The organism is Bowmanella sp. JS7-9 (genome assembly GCF_004329715.1).
Classification (GTDB): domain Bacteria; phylum Pseudomonadota; class Gammaproteobacteria; order Enterobacterales; family Alteromonadaceae; genus Pseudobowmanella; species Pseudobowmanella zhangzhouensis.
This window is the reverse complement of record NZ_JXSY01000015.1, coordinates 120,844-142,527: the sequence shown is the minus strand read 5'-3', so window position 1 is coordinate 142,527 and position 21,684 is coordinate 120,844. Positions and strand designations below refer to the sequence as shown.

Here is a 21,684-nt window from a genome sequence, read left to right as displayed (position 1 = left end):
AGAATGCATTTTGCCTGCACAAACCGACTCTTTCGCCGCGCGTCTGGCGCGATTACAGCAACCTGACGTGGCGACAACCCTGACCGGGATCCAGCACGGCATCGAACGTGAAACGCTGCGTATCAATCCGCACGGTGGCATCGCTCAGACACCCCATCCGGATGCGCTGGGTAAGGCGCTTACGCATGATTGGATCACGACGGATTTTTCTGAGGCATTGCTTGAGTTTATTACCCCGGCCGAGTCGGATGTCAGCAAAACCCTGACCCAATTACACGATATTCATAAATTTGTGTATGAGAATCTCGGCGAAGAGCGTCTGTGGCCGCTGTCCATGCCCTGTTATATCAATAACCAGGACGAGATCCCGCTGGCGCAATATGGCACCTCAAATGTGGGTAAAATGAAAACTCTCTATCGTCAGGGGCTGAAAAATCGTTATGGCGCAATGATGCAGGCGATTGCCGGGGTGCACTTTAATTTTTCGTTGCCACCGGCTTTCTGGCATCGCTGGTTACTCGCCGAAGGCGCGACCAGTGTTGATAAAGAAAACCGCTCCGCTGCTTACTTTCATTTGATTCGTAATTATCGCCGGTTATGCTGGATGATCCCTTATTTGTACGGCGCTTCACCCGCCTTATGTCGTTCCTTCCTACAGGGGCGGGAAGGCAAGCTGCCGTTTCAGACATTGGGCAAAGGTACCTGTTATTTACCTTATGCTACCTCGCTGCGTATGAGTGATTTGGGCTATACCAACAAGGCGCAATCCGGTCTGTATATTTGTTACAACCAAATGGACAAGTATATTGCGTCACTGCGCAAAGCCATTCGTACGCCGTCTACGGAATTTGCCCGCTTTGCCCGCGAGCAGGAGCCGTTTGAACAGCTAAACAGCAACGTGCTGCAAATCGAAAACGAGCTGTATTCGCCGATTCGTCCCAAACAGCCGACCTTACCGCTGGAAAAGCCTACTGATGCGCTGGCGGCGCGCGGTGTGGAATACATTGAAGTGCGCGCGCTGGATGTGAATCCGTTTAGTTCGGTTGGTATTGAGAAGTCTCAAATCTATTTCCTCGATGTATTTCTGCTGTTGTGTCTGCTGGAGCCTTCGGCGGATTTAGGGCCGGATGAACTGGCGGTGACAGAACAAAACTTGCGTGCTGTGGTTGAGCGCGGGCGTGAACCGGGATTGATGCTCAATCACGGCGATAGTCAGATCAGCATGCATGATTGGGCGCAACAACTGTTCGCCAAGATGCGCAGCATCGCCGCCGTATTGGATGAGGCGAATGACCATCAATGCCATAGTGAGGCACTTGAGCAGGAATGGCGCAAATTTAGCGATGCGCAATTAACCCCTTCGGCGCGGTTACTGGATATGATGCTGGAGTCTGGTGAGGATAATGGCCTGGTGGCATTGAAACTGGCGGAACGGTATCGTCAGCAGGCTCTGACAGAAGAGTACCGTTGCTATGACAAGGACTTCTTTGTTCGTCAGGCCGCTGCATCCCGTGTTACTCAGGCGCAGGTAGAGCAACAGCCGCAGGCACCGTTTGCAGAATTTTTGCGTGATTATTTCGCCCAATAAAAAAATGCCTGGCAAGAAGCCAGGCAAATATTTTACGACCAGGGAAAACACAAACTACGTTAGTTATGAGTGAGTGATGTCGGTAAAGTTCCAAATAAATAAAAAAAATATTATTGGCGTAGCCGGCGTGGTCATCCTCACGACGCTGGTGGGCTGCAGCGTGACTCCGCCACAGAATAAAACCAACCTGTGTGAAATTTTTTACGAAAAAGAAGACTGGTATGATGCCGCTGCGGATATGCGTGACAAATGGGGCGTGCCGATTCATGTGCCGATGGCCATGATGTATCAGGAAAGTTCGTTTCGACACGATGCGTTGCCACCACGGGATTACATCCTGTTTGGCTTGATTCCCTGGGGGCGGGTGAGTAGCGCCTATGGTTATTCCCAGGCCAAAACACCTACTTGGGATGACTATGTGCGCGAAACCGGCAACAGCTGGGCCAGCCGTGATGACTTTGAAGATGCCATCGATTTTATGGGTTGGTTTATCAATAAAACCAACAAGATTAATGGCGTATCCAAGTGGGATGCCTACGCGCAATACCTCAATTATCATGAGGGTTGGGGAGGCTTTAAACGTAAAACCTATTTAAAGAAAAAATGGCTGGTCGAGGTATCGAAAAAGGTTAAACAGCGTGCCTTGACCTACGCAGCCCAGCTTAAAAAATGCGAAGACGACTTAAACAAAAGTTGGTGGCAGCGGCTGTTATTTGGATGAGTCAGATCCATTGGCTGATGACCAGTCGAAAAGACAGACCTGATTACGGCCATTGTTTTTTGCATGATATAAGGCCTTGTCGGCGGCGAATAACATATCGGTGGCTTCCCATTTGCCGCTGTCGTCGGGCTGGGTAAATTGCGCGACGCCAAAACTCATAGTAACGGCAATCTGTAATTTCTTGGTCACATGCAATGGTGTGGTTTCTATATGCATGCGCAGCTTGTCGGCTAACTGGGATGCCTGCTGCGCATTCGCATTGCGGGTCAAAATGGCGAATTCTTCACCACCGAGGCGGCCAAAGGTGTCAGAGCTGCGGATATGTTCACTGATCAGTTTAGTGACATGCTGCAACATGGCATCGCCTGTATCGTGACCGTGCTGATCATTGACCTTCTTAAAGTAATCGATATCGAGAATGATAATGCTGATATGCAGTTGAGGATCACGCAGAAATAATTGCCATTCCTGCTCCAGTTGCGTAATAAATGCCCGTCGGTTGGCGATGCCAGTCAACTCATCGGTTAACGCCTGAGTCGATAGTTTCAATTCCAGCGTTTTACGCTGGGTAATATCCTGAATCATCCCCTGAATCTGTTTGTCATCAGATTGCTGTTGCGGGCAATCGCCAAATTGATGCAGCCAGATAACTTTGCCATCACTGCGTTGTATGCGGTATTCCACATCGACGCTGCCCCGTCTGGCTGCCTGAGAAAACACTTGCTGAACCTGATGTAAGTCCTGATGCATTACCAGGCTGTAAAATTTCGACAGACTAAAGGCCTGGGCTTCCGGCGCCCGGCCAATAAACTGAAAAATAATATCCGACCAGTATATTTCCTGCCTGGCCGTATCCATTGACCAATAGCCGATGCGGGCATGTTGCTGCGCCAGTTGCAATTGATTGGCTACCGTGCGCACCGCGTTTTCCAGTGACTTGCGAATAGTGATATCGGCAAAAAAGCCATACCACAGAACATTCCCATCATCCTGTAACACAGGCGAGGCATGGGCTTCGCGCCAGCCGTCAGTGGGGCGGATGACCTTAAATTCCTGACGCCAGACGTTCATGCTGCGCCTGGCCTGATAAATGCCTTCGCGCAGGCGCTGGGTGTCATCAGGGTGTATGGCATTAAACAACAAACGGCTGTCCAATTGCAGCTGAGAGGGGGTCAGGCCGAACAGGGCGGACATGCCCTCAGAACAATAATTAAAAATAAATTGCCCATCGCCGCTTAGTTGTAGCTCAAACATGGCGCCGGGGGCTTGACTTACCAAATGCTGTAAGCGCGCGGTATGTTGCTCGGCGAGTAAATTGGCTTTGCGCTCTTCAGTCACATCGCGCAAGTGTAATAAAAATTCACTGAACTGTGGTTGTGTGTGCTGAATGGGTTCGATGATGATATTAGCCCAGTAGGCGCGGCCGCACTTTTTAACACTTTTTTGCGTCACTTCGATGCTTTGGCCATTGCGGATAGCCAGCAATTGCCTGTCCGATAGCATGGCGACCTCGGCGTCAAACAGCCAGCAAGGTTGATTAATCAACTCTTCGAGCCAAAATCCGGTCAGGTTGGCTATCGCCTGATTGGCATACAAAACGGTAAATTGCGCATCATTCTTTACCACCATTAGTCCGCCGGTAGCGTTCTCAAATGCCAGTTTCAGGCTATTGACAAATGCACGGTCGCTAACCTGCTCAGTAATGTCGATTTGGGTTCCACAAATGCGAATCGGATCACCCTGCATGTTGCGCTGTACGACCGCACCGAATATTTGAAACGTGTGCCAACTGCCATCCTGATGCTGTAAACGTGCCTGCAGATTGAAACGTTCCTCGCCTTGTTTAAGCTGCTGGTAAAACGTATCCAGTTTGTCGGCGTCGTCGGGATGAATCAGCGCCCTAATGGTATCGCGATGCCATTCGGTTTGTGATGGGGCACGGCCCAGCATGCTATTCCAGTGAGAGTTGACGCTGATTTGCTGAGTCGCTAACTGCCAGTCCCAAACGCCCAGCGCACTGGCGTCAACGCTGGCAGACAGTTTTTCAATCAGTAGTTTGGCTTTGTCATTACGCATCGCAACGTACAGCACAATCGCCTGCAGGCCGCACACATAAGCCCAATCCGCGATCTCATGCAGCAGTGCATCACCGGGCACATACAATGACAGGGTTTGCCACTTTAATACCGCTAAGGAGTAGGCTGTACTGAGCAATGAGGTGCAGGCAAGGTTGGTGTTTGTGCCCAACCAGATCATGGTCAATAAGGGCGGGATAACAAACACGCCGGGAAAGGGACTCAATTGCAGCCAACTGCTCTCGGCCAGACATACCAGCACCAGTAAGGCACCGACCAGTAGTTTACTGTGGTCACAATTGATAACTGCCTGTAGTGAAAAACTGTGCAGCGGCAAGGTGATTAACATGACCCCTGCCAGCGCGCCCATAGTGACGTGAATGGTGGAAGTCAGCAGGGGGCTTTGCGTATCCAGCCATTCCAGACGAAATAGCACGCTGGTAATCAGGGTAATGACCAGGGGGGCCACCAGTACACTATTGAAGGCGAAGCGCTGCAACGTGGCGGATTGTTGCGGATGCAGAAAACGGTTCAGGTTCTGGTAGGTCAACAGGCAAATAATCAGACTGACAGTAAGACATAGGGTGTAAGCAATACTCTGCTGCTGCGGAATCGCGACGAGCCAACTGAGCCCTAAATAAAACCCCAAAGTACAGGGGAAAATGGCATGAAAACCGAAGCGGTGCACCATCGCCAGAGCAAAGCCAAAGCTCAGCGTTTGCACGTAGAGTAGGTGGTGTTCCTGATAAATCTGCGATTCCAACAGAATGCTGAGCATCATGCTGGCGATAAGCAGCAGGTGGAGGCTGGCCTGCTGAGAAAGTCCTTTCATAAACGACCTGTTATTCTTCCTACGCAGTAAAAAGGCGTTTTATTTTATGTACTTACTCAGCGTAGTTCAGGTCGGCACGGCGTGCCAAAAATTATGTGATTATGTCTAATAATACCAAAATGGCCGCTTTGCCCCCCCATTCAAGCGGAGCTTGATGCAGAGCCTGCACTAGGGGGTGCTGTACCAGCCAGTTAGGTACGGCCTGTTTCAGGGTGTGGGTACCAAATCCATGCATAATACTGACACATTCGGCCTGTTGTTTGCGCGCGGCTAACAATAATGCGGCAATTTCGCGTTTGGCATTTTCCCGGGTCAGACCATGTAAATCCAATAACAACGCAGGCTGAAAGTCACCGCGGCGTAATTGTTTCAGGCGGTGGGAGTCCACATCCTCACGGCGCCAGCGTAGTGGCCCTTCATCGGGAAAATGTGCCTGAAACTGATCAGAAAAGAAAAACTCGGCCTGAGCCTGGTTGCGCTGGATATCAACCTTGGGCGTTTTGGGCTTGCTGGCTCGGGGTTTAAGCTGTATTTTGTCTTGCTTAATCGGCTTGACGCCAGACACCGCCTCGAGAAACGCAGTTAAATCAGAATCAGTTGGGCGATCAGTCATGGGTACCTCTGCAAAACCAGTCAGGCCGGACTATAACCACTTTCATACGCAATTTCACCCATGTTGGGTCAGGAAACTCTGTGGACAAGTTTTACCTCGAAGAAGCCGTGCAGGATCTGCACACCATTTATGATTTTACCCGGTGGGCGGTAAGTCGTTTTAACGATGCCGGATTGTATTTTGGCCATGGTACAGACAATCCCTGGGATGAGGCCTTGAGCCTGATTCTGCAGGTACTGCATTTACCACCTGGCAGTACACCGGAATTACTCGCAGCACGCCTGACCAAAAGTGAGCGTCAACGCATAGCCGATATTATCGTGCGTCGTGTGCAGGAGCGTATTCCCGCGGCTTACCTGACTAATCAGGCATGGTTTTGCGGTATGCCGTTTTATGTGGATGAGCGTGTTCTGGTGCCCCGTTCGCCAATTGCCGAATTGATCGAACAAAAATTCGCAGACTACCTAAGTGATGAACCCAGTCACTTACTGGATTTATGTACTGGCAGCGGTTGTATTGCTATCGCCATGGGACAGCAGTTCCCGACCGCGCAAGTCGATGCGGTTGATATCAGCAGCGATGCGCTGGATGTGGCTGATATGAACATCCAGGAATACGCCATGGGCGACCAGGTATTTCCGATCCAGTCAGATCTGTTCAATAACCTCGCAGGCCAACAATATGACTTGATAGTGTCTAATCCGCCTTATGTGGATGAAGAGGACATGTCGGATTTACCGGATGAATTTCGTCACGAGCCGGAACTGGGTCTGGCCGCTGGCAACGATGGCCTGGATTTAGTCGATCGTATGCTGAAAGAGGGGCCTCAATATCTCAAAGCGGGCGCCTGGATGATTGTTGAAGTAGGTAATTCACTGGTGCATATGCAAAGTAAGTACCCGGGGCTGGAATTACAGTGGATTGAATTTGCCCGCGGCGGGCATGGGGTATTTGCGGTACAACGGGAAACCCTGGTGAACTATTTCAAGGAGCATTAAATTGGCGGGCAACAGTTTCGGTACCCTGTTCAGATTAACCACCTTTGGTGAGAGCCACGGTCCGGCCATTGGCGGCGTGGTAGATGGTTGTCCTCCCGGGCTGGAACTGGCACCGGAAGATATGCAGGTTGATTTAGATCGGCGTAAACCGGGTCAGTCACGATACACCACGGCCCGTCGTGAGGCTGATGAAGTAAAAATCTTGTCTGGCGTATTTGAAGGTAAAACCACCGGCACCAGCATTGGCTTGCTGATTGAAAATACCGATCAGCGTTCGCAGGATTACGGCAACATCAAAGACCGCTTTCGTCCCGGCCATGCTGATTATACCTATACGCAAAAGTATGGCAGCCGTGATTATCGCGGCGGTGGGCGTTCATCAGCCCGTGAGACGGCAGTGCGCGTGGCCGCCGGCGCAATCGCGAAAAAATATTTAAAGCAGTTTCACGGCATAGAAATCCATGGTTTTTTAAGTCAGTTAGGCCCGATAAAAGCCGAGTCTGTAGACTTGGCTGTGGTTAATCACAATCCATTCTTTTTTCCGGATGAGAGCAAACTGGACGCATTGGATGAATACATGCGTGACTTGAAAAAGTCCGGTGACTCCATCGGCGCGAAAGTTTCTGTTATCGCCCAAAATATGCCAGTGGGGCTGGGTGAGCCGGTGTTTGATCGCTTGGATGCCGATCTGGCCTACGCCATGATGGGGATCAACGCGGTGAAAGGCGTGGAAGTGGGTGATGGCTTTGCGGTGGTAGAACAAAAGGGTAGTGAGCACCGCGATGAATTAACCCCACAAGGCTTTGCAAGTAATCATGCCGGCGGCGTACTGGGCGGTATTTCCAGTGGTCAGGATGTGGTGGTGCACATGGCGCTGAAACCGACTTCCAGCATTGGTGTGCCGGGTAATACTATTGATGTGGATGGCAATGCCATCGAGGTGGTAACTAAGGGCCGTCATGATCCTTGCGTAGGTATCCGCGCGGTACCCATTGCCGAGGCAATGATGGCATTAGTGCTAATGGATCATTTGCTGCGTCATCAGGCGCAAAACGCCCATGTAAGTTGTTCAACGCCGGTCATTCCTGCTCAGAAATAATCTATGTCAGATAAATCTTTGCTGCGCGCTAACCTGATTGGGTTAGCGCTGGTTTACTTTTTGTATTTCGCTCAATTGGGCGTGATGACCCCGTATCTTGGGGTCTTTCTGGATGGTCGTGGCTTTAGTTCCGTGCAAATCGGCGAGTTGCTGGCAATGATTACCCTGACGCGAATCGTCGGGCCCAATTTATGGGCAGCAATCGCCGATAAAACCGGTCATTACTTGCCGATTGTGCGCGGCGGTAGCTTACTGGCGGTGCTGAGTTTTACCCTGATGCTGCTGGATAACGATTACTGGGGCATTGCTGCAGCGCTGGGGCTGGTGATGATGTTCTGGACGGCGATTTTGCCGCAACTGGAAGTGATTACCATGACCTGTGTGGCGAGCGATTCCGGGCGCTATTCACGCATTCGCCTGTGGGGCAGTATTGGTTATATCGTCTTTGCTGTGGGCGTCGGCTATCTGCTGGATGTGTTTAGCGCCGATATTGTGGTGACCGTCAGCGTGGTCATTTTATCCGGTTTGTTTTTGTCGACCCTGGCGATCCGCGCGCCGGACTTACGCAGTGATAAGCAGGCGGGCGGCGATATCTGGCCTAAACTGCGTCATCCATTGTTTCTGACCTTTCTGGCCTCGGCATTTTTACTGCAACTCAGCTTCGGTCCTTTCTATGGTTTCTTTGCACTGTATATGCTGGAGCTGGATTACAGCGGGCAGCAAACGGGCTGGCTGATTGCCCTTGGCGTGATTGCCGAGGTGTTATTGTTTTTAAAGGCCGGACGCATCATCGCCCGCTTTGGTGTGCGCCTGGTGTTGTTGGCATGCTCATTACTGGCTGCACTGCGCTGGTATCTTACCGCGTGGCACGGTGACAATATTATCTGGCTGGTGGTTGCGCAGTTAACCCATGCGGCGACGTTTGGTCTGGCCCATGCCACCTCCGTTAATTTCCTTCACCATTACTTTGGTCCGCGTTATCAAAGTCGTGGCCAGGCATTGTATGTCAGTCTGGCGTTTGGCGGCGGCGGGGCGATTGGCAATCTTGTCGCCGGGCATCTTTGGCAGGATGGGGCTGGGGCCACCCTGACCTTTTCGTTGGCAGCGGTAGCTGGCTTGTTGTCCGCTGCCTGCGTGGCGTTAATGCCACGCTCTGGTTCAGCGCGAGCGATTTGAGTACAATGCGCCGCAATTTCAGACCGTTATGAGCAAGGTTGTGCATCACTACCAGGATCTGATCCGCTTGTTTGATCAGACATTCTTCAGCCAATTTAATACCCGATTGGTAAAAGGCGATGATGAGCCTCTGTATTTACCCGCCGGGCACGGGGCGCCGTATGCGCAAATTATTTTTGCCCATGGTTTCTATGCCAGTGCTTTGCATGAAATTGCCCACTGGTGTATTGCCGGCACAGCGCGGCGTGAACTGGAGGATTACGGTTATTGGTATTGCCCGGATGGGCGTGATGCCGCTGAGCAAAAAGCCTTTGAACAGGTTGAGGTTAAGCCTCAGGCGGTAGAGTGGGGCTTGTGTCTGGCTGCCGGCAAAGTCTTTCGGGTTAGCACAGATAACCTCAATGGTGTCGAGCCGGATCGCGAAGGTTTTACCCAGGCGGTTTATCAACAATTACAAACCTATCTGCTGGATGGATTTCCGCCACGGGCACAGATGTTTATCGATGCCTTGCAAGCCTTCTATCAAACCGGAGCGCTGAGCACTGCTTTGCTGAGTGAATCGAGCCATGTTTAAACTGGGATTGATCATAAACCCTTATGCGGGAATTGGCGGCGCTTTGGGGCTCAAGGGCAGCGATGGTTGTGAAATCCGCACGCAGGCATTGGCGCAGGGGGCGTCAATGAATGCCAATCCCCGTATGGCCCAGTGTCTGAGTGCGATAGCAGATTTAACCGATGACCTGACGGTATTCACCGCAGGTGGTTTGATGGGCGAACAATTGGCCCGGCAAATGGGCTTCAATACACAGGTGGTGTATCAGCCAAAGCAGGAGCCGAGCGAGGCCAGTGATACTGAACATTGCGCCACCTTGTTAGTCGGGGCCGGTGTCGACTTAATCCTGTTTGCCGGGGGCGATGGTACCGCGCGTAATATCTGCGCCGCCGTCGGTGAGCGAGTCGCGGTGCTTGGTGTGCCGGCTGGCTGCAAAATTCACTCCGGTGTATATGCGGTGACGCCCGCCGCCGCAGGCCGCGTGGTGCGGAAAATGGTGCAGGGCGAGTTATTGAGCCTGCAACAGGCCGATGTGCGCGATATTGATGAAGACGCGTTTCGCGCAGGACGGGTGCAGGCTCGTCCCTATGGTGAAATGAATATTCCCGCCGATTTAGAATACATTCAGGCCACCAAAACCTCTGGCCGCGAATCAGAAGAATTGGTGCTGATGGACATTGCCGATTATATCGGCGAGATGATGGACGAGTCTCCTCAGACCTTATTTGTTATGGGCTCTGGTTCTACCGTTGATTTCATTATGCAGCAGCGAGGCCTGGCAAATACCCTGTTGGGAGTGGATGTTGTGCGGGATAATCAACTGCTTGCCAGTGATGTCAGTGCCAGTCAGTTATTGAGCCTGATCAGCGGACATCCTGTCAAACTGGTCATTACGCTGATTGGTGGCCAGGGCCATGTGTTGGGACGTGGCAATCAGCAGTTAAGCCCAGCAGTGATTGAACAGGTGGGTAAGGAAAATATTTTGCTGGTGGCCAGCAAAACCAAATTACAGGCGCTGAATCATCGCCCATTGATTACAGACAGTGGTGATGTGGCGCTGGATAAACGTTTATCTGGTGTGATCAGCGTAATTACAGGTTATCGGGACAAAGTGGTCTACCCACTACGCTCCCCCGGAAATGATGATGAATTTTGAGCAATATTGCGCCGCCATTGAGGCGGCATTTGATGCCACTGTGGAGCAGGGCAGCGATGACGAGCTGTTTATGGCCGGCTATCTGCATGGTCACTTTTCATTGGTTGTTGCCCGTTGCGAATTGGACGCATCACTTACAATCACGGCACTGCAAAGCGCAATGCAGGAAAGCCTGCAACAGGCCTTTGAAAAAGGTGAGCTGGATGGTGACGACCAGCAGCAGGTGCAGCGCTTCTGGTTGGGGCTACAACCCGCATAAATTGGCGCGTTTATTGCTTTTGGTTTACTAACGCAAACCAAAGGTCCTTTTATGAAAGCGCTGTTACCCTTTGTATTTACTGCCTTTATCGCCGGATGCAGTACCAGCCCGGATGTAGCCGACACGTCACGCCAGTTGTCCGGTGACGAGATCCCGGCGCTCGGCAATGTGGAATATCACACCTCTGAACTGGCATCGGAATTACTGTCACGCATTCGTGTCGATCGTACCAGTCGCATCGCTGTAGCCACTTTCGTGCCGGTTACCACGCTCAAATCTAATCTGACTGAACAGAATCCGCTGATGCTATTGGGCCATCAGCTGGAACAAGGGCTGATCACCGAACTCAGCCGTCGTGGCTGGATTGCGCAGGATTATAAATTAACGCCTGATATTTTGCTCAGCGGTGACTCAGAACGGGTTTTCTCCCGCAGTATTGAAGAGCTTGCCGGTTCGCAACCGGCGGAATACTTTTTAAGTGGCACGATTGTGCGTCAGGAAGCGGGAGCCATCGTCAATGCACGCCTGGTGCATGTGCAATCCCGGGATGTGATCGCAGCAGCCACCAAATTTTTCCCGGCCGGTTTATTCTGGCAGGAGGAGCAAGTTACCAGTCGCAACGGTCTGCTTTACCGTAAAACGCAATGAGTGAGGGGAACAAAATGATTAAACAATTACCTTTGGCCTGTGTATTGATGCTGACAGGCTGCGCCAGCTGGGATATGCAGAGCTGGCTGGGACAGGATGAAACAGTTCAAACCAGCAAGGACATGCCTGCCACTGCCCAACCCATGCGCGTGGTTAACGTGCGCGAATATGAGCAGGACGAAAATGGCGATAAGTTGTCGCTGGATGCGTTTGGCAACCCCGCGTCAAACAGTCACCTGCAACGTGGCGGCTATCTCAGCCAGTACACGGGGCGGCATATTGGAGACTATGTCCAGAGTCTGACCCAGGACTTGGTCAGCAATATGGAATATGTATCAGATAAGACCCCCATTGGTGTTACCCATTTCGCGCTGTTGGACAGTGATTTACAGCAAACCAATCTTTTAGGGTTGCAGATGGCCGAGTCGTTTATGCATGAGTTGCATAAATTTCGGATCCCGGTCGTGGACTTTAAAAGTACCGATTATATTCGCATCACGCCGCAGGGGGATTTTTTCCTGACCCGTGATTTTCTGGAATTGGACGGTAATGTCGGTCTGAATTACATCCTGACCGGTACATTAGCGAAGCACAGTGGTGGGTATATGGTCAATGCACGTGTATTAGGCATGAAATCAAAGGCGGTTGTCGCGACTGCGCAAATGCTGATCCCCTTTCACGTAGTGGATGCCATCTTAGGTGAAGGCCAGCAAAGCCATGAGCGCGTTAACCTGAAACAGGGCTAGAGCATGAATAAAATATTGCACGCGTTGCCAGTGTTGATGTTAACCGGCTGTACCTTGCTGGAGATGGAGCAAACTGTGCAAACTGATGTCAGCACGGCGCCACAGCCCGCACCACGCTTTTATCCGCATACGCCAATGACAACGCCAAGTCACTTGGAGCAGCAGGAAATCGTCAGTAGACGGCTACCGAGTTCGTTTGCGGCGCGCTACACCCATAAAACCCTGGGGGATTATGCCGAGCAGCTAGCGCTGCAAATGGCCACCCATGGCGAGATGTTGCCGGCTGACCGTCGTGTTGCCGTGGCGTCTTTTGTGATGCTGGATGAGAGTTTGAAACAGACCGGTCCGGTGGGGAATATTCTGGCGGAAAATCTGCTGCAGGCGCTGCAAAAAAGTGGTGCCAGTGTGGTCGATGTACGTTTGACCGGCAATATTCAGTTAGGCGCGGATGGGGAACGGGTGTTCAGTCGCGATGCCAGTGAACTCAGCCGGTCGTTTAATCTCACCCATATCGTATCGGGCACGCTGCAGCCTACACCGAATGGATTAAAGGTCTTTGCACGGATGATGTCGCTGGATAACAAACAAGTGGTGGCCAGCGCTGACGTGCTAATTCCCTACACGGTTCTGGACAGCATGCAAGCCTACGCGCAGCTTAATTAGCTGCGCTTTTTTTCAGTTCTCGCAATAAAAACCGGTTGGGATTGAGGGCATTAAGCAAAGTTTGACCGAGCGGCAAAGGTTCGCCGTACATCTGGCAAACCAATGCCTCAGCCATCAGCGGCGCCGTGCACAGCCCCCGGGAGCCTAATCCTGTCAGTACATACATGCCCGGCAAGGTAGATGGCGCGAGGGCAATATCCTCTGCTTTGCGTTGGTTCAGTGTTTGAAATTGCTGCTGCTGAGCGGCAACATCAGGCATGGCGCCCATAATTGGCTGGTGATCCGGTGTGGTACAACGGACCGATGCGCGCGCCTGGCCGTCGCCATGTACCTCTCCGACCCAGTCACAATCTGCCAGTGCGGTTTGCAAAGTGCTGAGGTTGTAATCGCTCTCCGCCCCCCGCACATCCCTTGCCATATCACCTTTTGTATAGGTGGAACCCATTGCATGCCGGCCCTGCCATGCGGGGGTGAGATAGCCTTTATGACATACGACACTGCGCAATTTGCTAAGTTGCCCCTGTGAGGGCAGATGCTCGACCTGTCCGCGCACCGGGCGTAGCGGTAACGCATTTAATAGGGGAAGATTGATTGACTCGGCACCGGTGGCAAACACTAACGTCTCACACTGGTGCTGCACGCCATTGTCAAACGTCAGTAGCCAGCCTTGAGGGAGGCGCTCTACGTGTTGCAATCTATGCTGGTAGTGACAAGTCAGCGGACTCAGGCTGGATGCCTTTTGCAATAGTGCATCAATCAGGGAGGGCGGATTCAGCCAACCGCCTTCGCGAATAAACAGGGCGGGATAGGGCATGGCGATGCCAGCTAATTCGCTGCAGGTATCCACATCAACCCAATGAACTAAGTCTTGCGGCCAACTGGCGCGCTCTGCCAGTGATTGAATCCGAGCCTGTTGTTCAGGATTAAACCCTACCTGCAACACGCCACAAAATTCTCCGTCAAATGCATAGCCGTCATTGAGCAGACAGGCATAGGTCCTTTTTGCGTAGGTAAAAGCCAGCGCCTGAATCAGACTGCTGTGACTGGGGGCCACATGCAGCTGTGGATAGAACCCACCCTGCAGATTACCCGATGCCCCATCCGCCGCTCCCTCTGCCTGACTAAACAGATTGATCTCGATACCGCGTTTGGCCAGGGCATGAGCAAGATTTGCGCCCGCCAACCCTGCGCCAATAATAGTTACTTGTTTAGATGCAGGTTTAGCCTGATAGCGTTGCCAGCAGGAGTCGCTTTGGGTTAGCGGCTTGTTCTCCAGTCTGCCACACAGCATTTCCCGTTTGGTGCCAAAGCCCGGCACCTTATCCACGCTGTAACCGGCGGCTTGCAAGCCTCGACGCACAAAACCCGCGGCGGTGAACGTGGCAAAGGTGCTGCCCGGTTTCCCCAGGCGCGCCATGTGTGAAAACAAACTATCGCTCCACATCTGTGGATTTTTTGACGGCGCAAAGCCGTCCAGATAAAAGGCGTCCACCAGTCCATCGGGCGGGCAGGCCATATCGCTGAAGATATCGTCCACATCGCCGAAGTGCAGATCCAGGAAAACCTTACCTTGTTCAAACTCTAGTCGGTGACAGCCCGCAATAGCGGCGGGATATTGCTGGATTAGTTGTGCGGCAAATCCCTGTAGCGTCGGCCAACTGGCCAGAGCCTGAGCCAAATCGGCGCGGGTTAACGGGAATTTTTCCACGCTGATAAAGTGCAGGGCTTGTGCTTGCTGACCGCTTTCGACAAACTGTTGCCAGGTTTGCAAAAAATTCAGGCCGGTACCAAAACCAGTTTCGGCGATGACAAATGGCAAACTACTCGGTGACTGCCAGCGTTGTGGTAAGCCATTGTGTTGAAAAAACACGAAATGGCTTTCAGCCAAGCCATCCTGATTAGAGAAGTAGACATCGTCAAATTCGGTGGCAACCGGGGTGCCTTGCTGATTAAAAGCGATACTGGCAGGGGTAATTTTCAAATTCTGTCATCCACGCGGAAAAACGGAGCAAAGAGCAGACCAGTTTTCCGCTAAAAATCTTTAACATGTGCGGGCAATTTTACATTCAGGGTTAAATATGAAAAGAGCGGTGATCACTGGATTAGGTATTGTATCCAGTATTGGGAATAACAAACAGGAAGTGCTGGCCGCCTTACAAACCGGCAAAAGCGGTATCAGCCATTCACAGCAATTTGTGGAGATGGGACTGCGCAGCCAGGTTTGGGGCCAACCCGCCATTGATATTAAAGAACATATTGACCGTAAAGCGATTCGCTTTATGGGGGATGCCGCGGCCTTTGCATACATCTCCATGCAACAGGCGATTGAAGACGCTGGATTGACGGCGGAAATGGTATCCAATCCACGCACGGGTCTTATCGCGGGCTCAGGTGGCGCATCATCGGCCAACCAAATTGAGGCGGCAGATACCTTGCGTGAAAAAGGCGTCAAACGTGTGGGGCCATATATGGTGCCGCGCACCATGAGCAGCACGGTATCTGCGTGTCTGGCCACGCCTTTTGAAATTAAAGGTGTGAATTATTCGATCAGTTCCGCCTGTGCGACGTCAGCTCACTGTATCGGTGCGGCGCTGGAACAGATTCAGTTGGGTAAACAGGACATTGTATTTGCCGGTGGTGGTGAAGAGGTGCACTGGTCATTGGCAATGATGTTTGATGCCATGGGCGCACTGTCGACCAAATACAATGAAACACCTGATAAAGCATCGCGTACCTATGATGCTGATCGTGATGGTTTCGTGATCTCTGGCGGCGGCGGTATGGTCGTGGTTGAAGAACTGGAGCATGCGTTGGCGCGTGGCGCGCATATTTACGCTGAGATTGTTGGCTACGGGGCGACATCAGACGGTTACGATATGGTGGCACCGTCTGGTGAAGGCGCGATCCGCTGCATGCAGCAAGCGATGGAAACCGTGTCTGCGCCAATTGATTATCTCAACACCCATGGCACATCAACACCCGTGGGCGATGTAAAAGAATTAGGCGCAATTCAGCATGTCTTCGGGCATAAATCGCCTGCGATCAGTGCTACCAAAGCCATGACAGGGCATGGATTGGGCGCCGCGGGTGTACAGGAAGCCATTTACAGCATGCTGATGATGCAATATGACTTTATCGCGCCGTCTGTAAATATCGATAATCTTGATGAGCAGGCCGCTGGTCTGGATATCGTGACCAGTCCGCGTCAGGCGAAACTGAATACTGTAATGTCTAACAGTTTCGGTTTCGGTGGCACCAATGCCACGCTGGTAATGGCTCGTTATCAGGGGTAATCATTATCCAATTCAATCAGGGGCGAAAGCCCCTTTTTTTATGGCATAATGGCACATCTGACACTCGTTACAGTAGTTTTTCATGACCATTTTTTATGAAACGTCGATGCCTTATGCCGACGCGTTTTTTGCCTGCTTAGGGCCTTGTCAGGGATTTAGCGGCGGATCTGTGACGCCGGCGGATTTACGCTATGCCAGTATGCTGCTGGTACGCTCCACGACCAAAGTGGATGAAGCGTTAATTGGTCAGTGTGAGAAGCTACGCTTTGTCGCGACGGCCACCGCCGGATTTAATCACCTGGATTTAGATTATTTGCGAAAACGCAATATTCCGGCCTACGTAGCAGCCGGTTGTAATGCCGTATCCGTGGCGGAATATGTGCTCAGTGCACTGGTGCAAAGCGCCGGCCGTTTGCAATGGCAGTGGCGGGATAAAACCGTCGGCATCGTCGGAGCCGGGCAGGTTGGTAGTGCGCTGGCTGCTCGCCTTGAGGCGCTGGGTGTGCGTTATCTGTTGTGCGATCCGCCGAAACAGGCCGCAGGCGATAACCGGGAATTTGTGACCATGGATGCGATTATGCAGTGTGACGTCATTACCCTGCATACGCCGCTGGTCAAAAATGGTGACCATCCTACTTTGCATCTGTTCGATGCCACGCGACTGGCACAATTATCTTCAAACCAATTATTAATCAACGCATCCCGCGGTGAGGTAGTAGACAACCGCGCCTTACTGGCGGCGTTTGAGTCAGGCCGGAAGTTGAATGTTATTTTAGATGTATGGGAGCGAGAGCCGGATATTGACACCCGGCTTATTCCTCATGTGATTTTCGCCAGCGCCCACATCGCGGGGCACAGCATTGAAGGCAAAGCTCGCGGTACCGAAATGGTCTATCAGGCAGCCTGTGAGCAGTTAGCCATGGAAGCGAATTTATCGTTGGCAGATTTTTTACCACCTGCGCAGCCCGAATGTTTCACTTTGCAAGATCCGCAACCAGCGGATATCGACCGATTAATCTGCGCCGTCTACGATATTTCACAAGATGATCTACGCTTTAGGCAGCAAATGCGAAATGCCAGTGATTTTAGCGCGTTGCGTAAACACTATCCGATACGCAGAGAATGCTCTGCATATCGCTTAAATGCTGGAAAAAATTCTGTTTCGCAGGCACTCTATGGGCTTGGTTTTCAGCCGGTCTGAAAACTGCACATTCAATTATCACTTTGTGGAGAAAACCATTAATGTCACGTGCTTTTGACGTTGCGGTGCTTGGCGCTACCGGTCTGGTGGGCCAGCATATGATTGAGATTCTGGAAGAGCGTAATTTTCCGGTAAATAACCTATATCCACTGGCCAGTGAGCGTTCTGCTGGTGGCACAATCAGCTTCAAGGGCAAGGACATTACTGTACTGAACGCAGATGAGTTTGACTGGTCACAAGCACAAATCGGTTTGTTCTCTGCGGGCGGTAACATCTCTGCTAAATTTGCTCCGCTGGCCGCCGACGCCGGCTGTGTGGTGATCGACAATACCTCTCACTATCGCTATGAGCCGGATATTCCTTTAGTGGTGCCGGAGGTAAATCCGCATGCATTGGCAGATTTTCGTAACCGTAACATTATCGCCAATCCCAACTGCTCAACAATCCAGATGCTGGTGGCATTGAAGCCTATCCATGATGCGGTTGGCATTGCGCGCATCAACGTGTGTACTTACCAGTCGGTATCGGGGGCGGGTAAAGACGCGATGGAAGAACTGGCCAAGCAGACTGCCAGCCTGTTGAACGCCCAGGAAGTGCAGGTCGAGAATTTCAGCCGTCAAATCGCATTTAACGTGATCCCGCAAATCGACGTGTTTATGGATAACGATTACACCAAAGAAGAAATGAAAATGGTGTGGGAAACCCATAAAATTCTCGGCGATGACAGCATACTGGTTAACCCAACAGCGGTTCGTGTTCCGGTGTTTTATGGCCATGCCGAGGCGATTCATATTGAAACCCATCAGCCAATTGAAGTTGAACAGGTTAAAGAGTTACTGCGTAACGCTCCAGGTGTGGTGTTAAGAGATACTCGTGAGGAATTCCCGACTCAGGTAACGGATGCCAGTGGTAAGGACGAAGTATTCGTTGGCCGGGTGCGTAAAGATATTTCTCACCCGCACGGCATCAATCTGTGGGTGGTGGCGGACAACGTTCGTAAAGGTGCAGCCACAAATAGTATTCAAATTGCTGAACGTCTAATCGCCGATTACATGTAAAAAGCGTTATCGATCAGAATGTTGGGTTTAAAAAGGTGGCGAGATTTCGCCACCTTTTTTGTTTAAATTTCCGTGTATTTAGCCGATAAACAATATTCAAGGACTGCGTCGAATAGGTTACCATGCAAGGCACCATCACCAGTTCCGATATGGAATAGGTCTTGCAGGGAAATTTGCTACTATTTTGCCCAGCGTCAAATTTTTGCTGGTAATGGCATCGGCTCGACTGCATTTAACATGAGCAAACGATAAAACAACAATGACAATAGTTTTGGGGATCGGAAAGGACAGTCTATGAACAAGCGACAGCTATCCGCAGTGCTGCTAATCGCCGGACTTGGCTTGTCTGCAGTGCCCGCCGCAGAATCCCAGCAAGTCCAGTTAAAGGGCCCCAAAAACGCCAGTCGCGAATATTCTGGTGCCACGGTTGGCCCGATCACCAAGGACGATACCTTGTGGGCAATTGCCAGCAAATATGCACGCCAGGATCGGGAAATTGGTGTGTATCAGGTCATGCTGGCGATTTATCAGCTTAATCCGGCGGCGTTTGAAAACGATAATCTGAATTTAATGCGCGACGGTGCCGTGCTTAAGCTGCCATCGGTAGCTTATGTGAAGCGTGTGGATGCGAAGGCCGCGCGTGAGCGGGTCGAAATTGACGAACAGCGCTGGCGCAAGCAGAGCAGCGACGATAAGACCCCGGAAAAAGCCACCGCCAGTGAAAAAGTCAGCAATGAGGCGTTAGAAACCGCCAAGCAAGAGCTGCAGACCAAGCTGGATACCCTGTCCTCGCAACAAACTGAACAATTTATGCAATTGCGCGATCAGTTTGGCGCGTCGATTGAAAATATTGAGCGTTTGCTGGAAGAAAACCGCAAGGTTTATCAACGCCTTGATGCTGTCAGTCAGGAACTTGCCGATCTGCAAACCCGGGTCGGAGAGGGCGGGGAAGTTGAACAACAACTGACCGATTTAGCCCGCTCGCAGGCAATGTTGAGTGATCAGCTTCGTCAGGCCAGAGAGGAAGAAGAACGTCGTCGTATGGAAGCCGAAAAGGGCCTGGATATCCCTTGGTGGGTGTGGGTTGCTTCCGGCGGGACGTTGCTGTTACTCGGGATTGCGTTCTTTATGTGGCGCAAACTGGCCGGAAATTCTGAGCCTGCACCGACGCCTGTTACCGCGACTGAAACCCCCGTTTCTGCTCCTCCCTTAGCGAAACCGGATTTGAGCACTCCGGCTACAGCACCAATCACCCACGCCAGTCTGGAAGATGAAGATATGCTCGATTCCCTCGGAGAAGAGATCATGGATGATGATCTCTTCGGTACAGCCGAGCTGGATACACCGCTGGATTTGGGAAATGACTCACTGGATGACCTTAATGACGAGTTATCCAGTATGGAAGCGGAGTTGGATGAAACTGTGTTGGATACCCCGCTGGATGCGGAACTGTCTGCAGAAGATGAAGCGCCACCAGTGGCCGAACTTGGAGAAGAATTAATCTCCCAAGGCGATCTGGATGATTTGTTCGACAATCAGGATGATGACGAGTTACTTACCCCGCCGAAAGCTGAGGTTGTCAGCAACGAAACAGCATCCGCGGAAATAGCCCCAGAGCCTGCTGCTCAAGACGATACCGAACTGCAGGTATTGAAAGATAACGATGAAGCGACCGAAGCATTAAATGCCGAAGATTTCACTGACATTGAAATTATGTCACTGGAAGGTAAGGCTGCATTGAATGCCGGCCAAATGGAAAATCTTGGCGAAGAGATTGAGCAAAACAGCGTTAAAATTGATGAACTGGCTGATCAGTTGATAAACGATCTGGATAGCTTTGACGAAATGCAGAGCATGATTGGTGATCTGGATGATACAGACGATGCAGCAGAACCAGCCAATGATAGCCAAAATGAGAGCGATCCGGACAATGATTTAGCCGATGAATTACTGGCAGAGTTAGCACCAGAAGCCAACGACGCGCCAGCGCAATCAGCAGATGAATTTGACGCACTGTCGGATGATCTGCTGGATGAACTTATTGCTGAAAATCAACCTGCGCCAGCAGCTGAGCAGCCGGATTCGGACAATGATGATGTGCTCTCAGATGAATTATTGGATGAACTGATCGCTGAAAATCAGTCCCTTAACGAGCAAGCGCCATTGGATGACCAGGATGAATTATCGGACGCACTGCTTGATGAATTAGTTGACCCGCAAGATGCAAATGAGGGGGCGACACCTGAACTCACTGCCGACGAGATGCTGAGCGAATTACCGGCCTCGACCGGAGATGAAGAGCTTTATGCCGCGCTCGATGCACTGGATGCGGAACCAGACGAGCCTCGTAAGCAGGCACCGGTCCCTCAGGACCTGGACCAATTTGCCAGTGAACTGGATGATTTGTTAAATGACGCGTCGCTGGAGTCGTTTGAATTTGATGGGGAACTGGCAGACGACGAGTCGGAATTAGATGTTCTGACCTCGCAAAGTGAGGATAACGATGACAGTCAGTTGCTGGATGAACTGGAAAACACCAGTTTTGATGAATTGCTGAATGACATCCCTGAGCTCGGCGCGGAAAGTCTCGACTCACAACCTAATTCTCGCCAAAGCGCACCCGCACTTGATAACCCGGATTTGGATTTAGAAGCCTTATTGCAAGACCCGGAAGTCAGCGAAGAAGACTATCTGGATGTGGAGTCTTTGTTAGCCGAATCAGATGATGATATGGTTGACCCACCTCCGGCGCTGGACATTGACCTGTCAGAACTGGGGTTTGATCTTGCCTCTGAGGATAATGCAGAGAGCGAAGACGAAGGTGATAGCCAATTAGATTTAGCCATTGCCTACATGGAAATGGGTGACAATGAATTGGCCAAAGAATTGTTGCTGGAAATGCAGCAGTCGGCAACTGGTAACAAATTGTCAGAAGTTAACCGGCTACTGAATAACATTGATACCCTGTCTTAGCGCGGCGTGCTGCGCTAAGATAGCGGCTTTTG

The 21,684-nt window shown here is 51.4% G+C and carries 18 protein-coding genes; 15 read left to right on the top strand and 3 right to left on the bottom strand.

What is annotated here, in order from left to right:
- Window positions 1-10: 10 nt before the first annotated feature.
- Both gshA and TK45_RS08960 read left to right on the top strand, forming a co-directional pair.
- Window positions 11-1,588: a glutamate--cysteine ligase gene (gene gshA / locus TK45_RS08965; protein ID WP_131258309.1), complete on the top strand. Its 1,578-nt coding sequence runs from the start codon at window positions 11-13 to the stop codon at window positions 1,586-1,588.
- A 76-nt stretch (window positions 1,589-1,664) separates the two neighbouring features.
- Window positions 1,665-2,309, top strand: a complete 645-nt coding sequence (locus tag TK45_RS08960; protein WP_131258308.1) for a hypothetical protein — start codon at window positions 1,665-1,667, stop codon at window positions 2,307-2,309.
- On the opposite strand, the gene TK45_RS08955 is transcribed toward TK45_RS08960, so the two are convergent.
- Entirely contained in the window at window positions 2,298-5,216 is a 2,919-nt protein-coding gene (locus TK45_RS08955; protein WP_131258307.1) for a diguanylate cyclase, read from the bottom strand. The genes TK45_RS08960 and TK45_RS08955 overlap by 12 nt on opposite strands.
- A gap of 91 nt (window positions 5,217-5,307) precedes the next feature.
- Window positions 5,308-5,829, bottom strand: a complete 522-nt coding sequence (smrB, locus tag TK45_RS08950) for an endonuclease SmrB (RefSeq protein ID WP_131258306.1) — start codon at window positions 5,827-5,829, stop codon at window positions 5,308-5,310.
- A gap of 80 nt (window positions 5,830-5,909) precedes the next feature.
- Here smrB and prmB point away from each other — a divergent pair, with 80 nt between their 5' ends.
- The 9 genes from prmB to TK45_RS08905 are packed head-to-tail and all read left to right on the top strand — an operon-like array spanning window position 5,910 to window position 13,127.
- Window positions 5,910-6,827: a 50S ribosomal protein L3 N(5)-glutamine methyltransferase gene (gene prmB / locus TK45_RS08945; protein WP_131258305.1), complete on the top strand. Its 918-nt coding sequence runs from the start codon at window positions 5,910-5,912 to the stop codon at window positions 6,825-6,827.
- Between the two features lies 1 nt (window position 6,828).
- A complete protein-coding gene (aroC, locus tag TK45_RS08940; protein ID WP_131258304.1) occupies window positions 6,829-7,926 on the top strand; it encodes a chorismate synthase in 1,098 nt (365 codons plus the stop codon).
- A gap of 3 nt (window positions 7,927-7,929) precedes the next feature.
- Window positions 7,930-9,102, top strand: a complete 1,173-nt coding sequence (locus TK45_RS08935) for an MFS transporter (RefSeq protein WP_131258303.1) — start codon at window positions 7,930-7,932, stop codon at window positions 9,100-9,102.
- Window positions 9,103-9,130: 28 nt separating this feature from the next.
- The gene (locus tag TK45_RS08930; protein ID WP_131258302.1) at window positions 9,131-9,676 is read left to right on the top strand and encodes an elongation factor P hydroxylase; all 546 of its coding nucleotides are present in this window, start codon (window positions 9,131-9,133) and stop codon (window positions 9,674-9,676) included.
- The gene (locus tag TK45_RS08925; protein WP_131258301.1) at window positions 9,669-10,811 is read left to right on the top strand and encodes an ATP-NAD kinase family protein; all 1,143 of its coding nucleotides are present in this window, start codon (window positions 9,669-9,671) and stop codon (window positions 10,809-10,811) included. The genes TK45_RS08930 and TK45_RS08925 overlap by 8 nt, the downstream gene beginning before the upstream one ends.
- Window positions 10,801-11,070, top strand: coding sequence for a YfcL family protein (locus TK45_RS08920; RefSeq protein WP_254426576.1), 270 nt, complete (start codon window positions 10,801-10,803; stop codon window positions 11,068-11,070). Before TK45_RS08925 ends, TK45_RS08920 begins: the two co-directional genes overlap by 11 nt.
- Window positions 11,071-11,121: 51 nt before the next feature.
- Window positions 11,122-11,718, top strand: coding sequence for a FlgO family outer membrane protein (locus TK45_RS08915; RefSeq protein WP_131258299.1), 597 nt, complete (start codon window positions 11,122-11,124; stop codon window positions 11,716-11,718).
- A 14-nt stretch (window positions 11,719-11,732) separates the two neighbouring features.
- Complete coding sequence (locus tag TK45_RS08910; RefSeq protein ID WP_131258298.1) at window positions 11,733-12,464, top strand: FlgO family outer membrane protein; 732 nt, start codon at window positions 11,733-11,735, stop codon at window positions 12,462-12,464.
- Between the two features lie 3 nt (window positions 12,465-12,467).
- Complete coding sequence (locus TK45_RS08905) at window positions 12,468-13,127, top strand: FlgO family outer membrane protein (RefSeq protein WP_131258297.1); 660 nt, start codon at window positions 12,468-12,470, stop codon at window positions 13,125-13,127.
- On the opposite strand, the gene mnmC is transcribed toward TK45_RS08905, so the two are convergent.
- Window positions 13,120-15,108: a bifunctional tRNA (5-methylaminomethyl-2-thiouridine)(34)-methyltransferase MnmD/FAD-dependent 5-carboxymethylaminomethyl-2-thiouridine(34) oxidoreductase MnmC gene (gene mnmC / locus TK45_RS08900; protein WP_131258296.1), complete on the bottom strand. Its 1,989-nt coding sequence runs from the start codon at window positions 15,106-15,108 to the stop codon at window positions 13,120-13,122. The genes TK45_RS08905 and mnmC overlap by 8 nt on opposite strands.
- Window positions 15,109-15,205: 97 nt before the next feature.
- On the opposite strand from mnmC, the gene fabB reads away from it, so the two are divergent.
- From fabB to TK45_RS08880, 4 genes are all read left to right on the top strand, one after another.
- Entirely contained in the window at window positions 15,206-16,420 is a 1,215-nt protein-coding gene (gene fabB, locus TK45_RS08895) for a beta-ketoacyl-ACP synthase I (RefSeq protein ID WP_131258295.1), read from the top strand.
- 82 nt (window positions 16,421-16,502) lie between these two features.
- Window positions 16,503-17,621 (top strand): 4-phosphoerythronate dehydrogenase, encoded by a 1,119-nt coding sequence (locus tag TK45_RS08890; protein ID WP_131258294.1) that lies wholly within the window; start codon window positions 16,503-16,505, stop codon window positions 17,619-17,621.
- A gap of 41 nt (window positions 17,622-17,662) precedes the next feature.
- Window positions 17,663-18,679, top strand: coding sequence for an aspartate-semialdehyde dehydrogenase (locus TK45_RS08885; protein WP_131258293.1), 1,017 nt, complete (start codon window positions 17,663-17,665; stop codon window positions 18,677-18,679).
- 294 nt (window positions 18,680-18,973) lie between these two features.
- On the top strand, window positions 18,974-21,652 hold the full coding sequence (locus TK45_RS08880) for a FimV/HubP family polar landmark protein (protein ID WP_131258292.1): 2,679 nt from the start codon (window positions 18,974-18,976) through the stop codon (window positions 21,650-21,652).
- Window positions 21,653-21,684 lie beyond the last annotated feature (32 nt).

Coding starts and splice junctions, on each gene's coding strand:
- TK45_RS08960 (WP_131258308.1), top strand. CDS start 1,665: ATGTCGGTAAAGTTCCAAATAAATAAAAAAAATATTATTGGCGTAGCC.
- TK45_RS08955 (WP_131258307.1), bottom strand. CDS start 5,216: ATGAAAGGACTTTCTCAGCAGGCCAGCCTCCACCTGCTGCTTATCGCC.
- smrB (WP_131258306.1), bottom strand. CDS start 5,829: ATGACTGATCGCCCAACTGATTCTGATTTAACTGCGTTTCTCGAGGCG.
- TK45_RS08935 (WP_131258303.1), top strand. CDS start 7,930: ATGTCAGATAAATCTTTGCTGCGCGCTAACCTGATTGGGTTAGCGCTG.
- TK45_RS08930 (WP_131258302.1), top strand. CDS start 9,131: ATGAGCAAGGTTGTGCATCACTACCAGGATCTGATCCGCTTGTTTGAT.
- TK45_RS08925 (WP_131258301.1), top strand. CDS start 9,669: ATGTTTAAACTGGGATTGATCATAAACCCTTATGCGGGAATTGGCGGC.
- TK45_RS08920 (WP_254426576.1), top strand. CDS start 10,801: ATGAATTTTGAGCAATATTGCGCCGCCATTGAGGCGGCATTTGATGCC.
- TK45_RS08915 (WP_131258299.1), top strand. CDS start 11,122: ATGAAAGCGCTGTTACCCTTTGTATTTACTGCCTTTATCGCCGGATGC.
- TK45_RS08910 (WP_131258298.1), top strand. CDS start 11,733: ATGATTAAACAATTACCTTTGGCCTGTGTATTGATGCTGACAGGCTGC.
- TK45_RS08905 (WP_131258297.1), top strand. CDS start 12,468: ATGAATAAAATATTGCACGCGTTGCCAGTGTTGATGTTAACCGGCTGT.
- fabB (WP_131258295.1), top strand. CDS start 15,206: ATGAAAAGAGCGGTGATCACTGGATTAGGTATTGTATCCAGTATTGGG.
- TK45_RS08890 (WP_131258294.1), top strand. CDS start 16,503: ATGACCATTTTTTATGAAACGTCGATGCCTTATGCCGACGCGTTTTTT.
- TK45_RS08885 (WP_131258293.1), top strand. CDS start 17,663: ATGTCACGTGCTTTTGACGTTGCGGTGCTTGGCGCTACCGGTCTGGTG.
- TK45_RS08880 (WP_131258292.1), top strand. CDS start 18,974: ATGAACAAGCGACAGCTATCCGCAGTGCTGCTAATCGCCGGACTTGGC.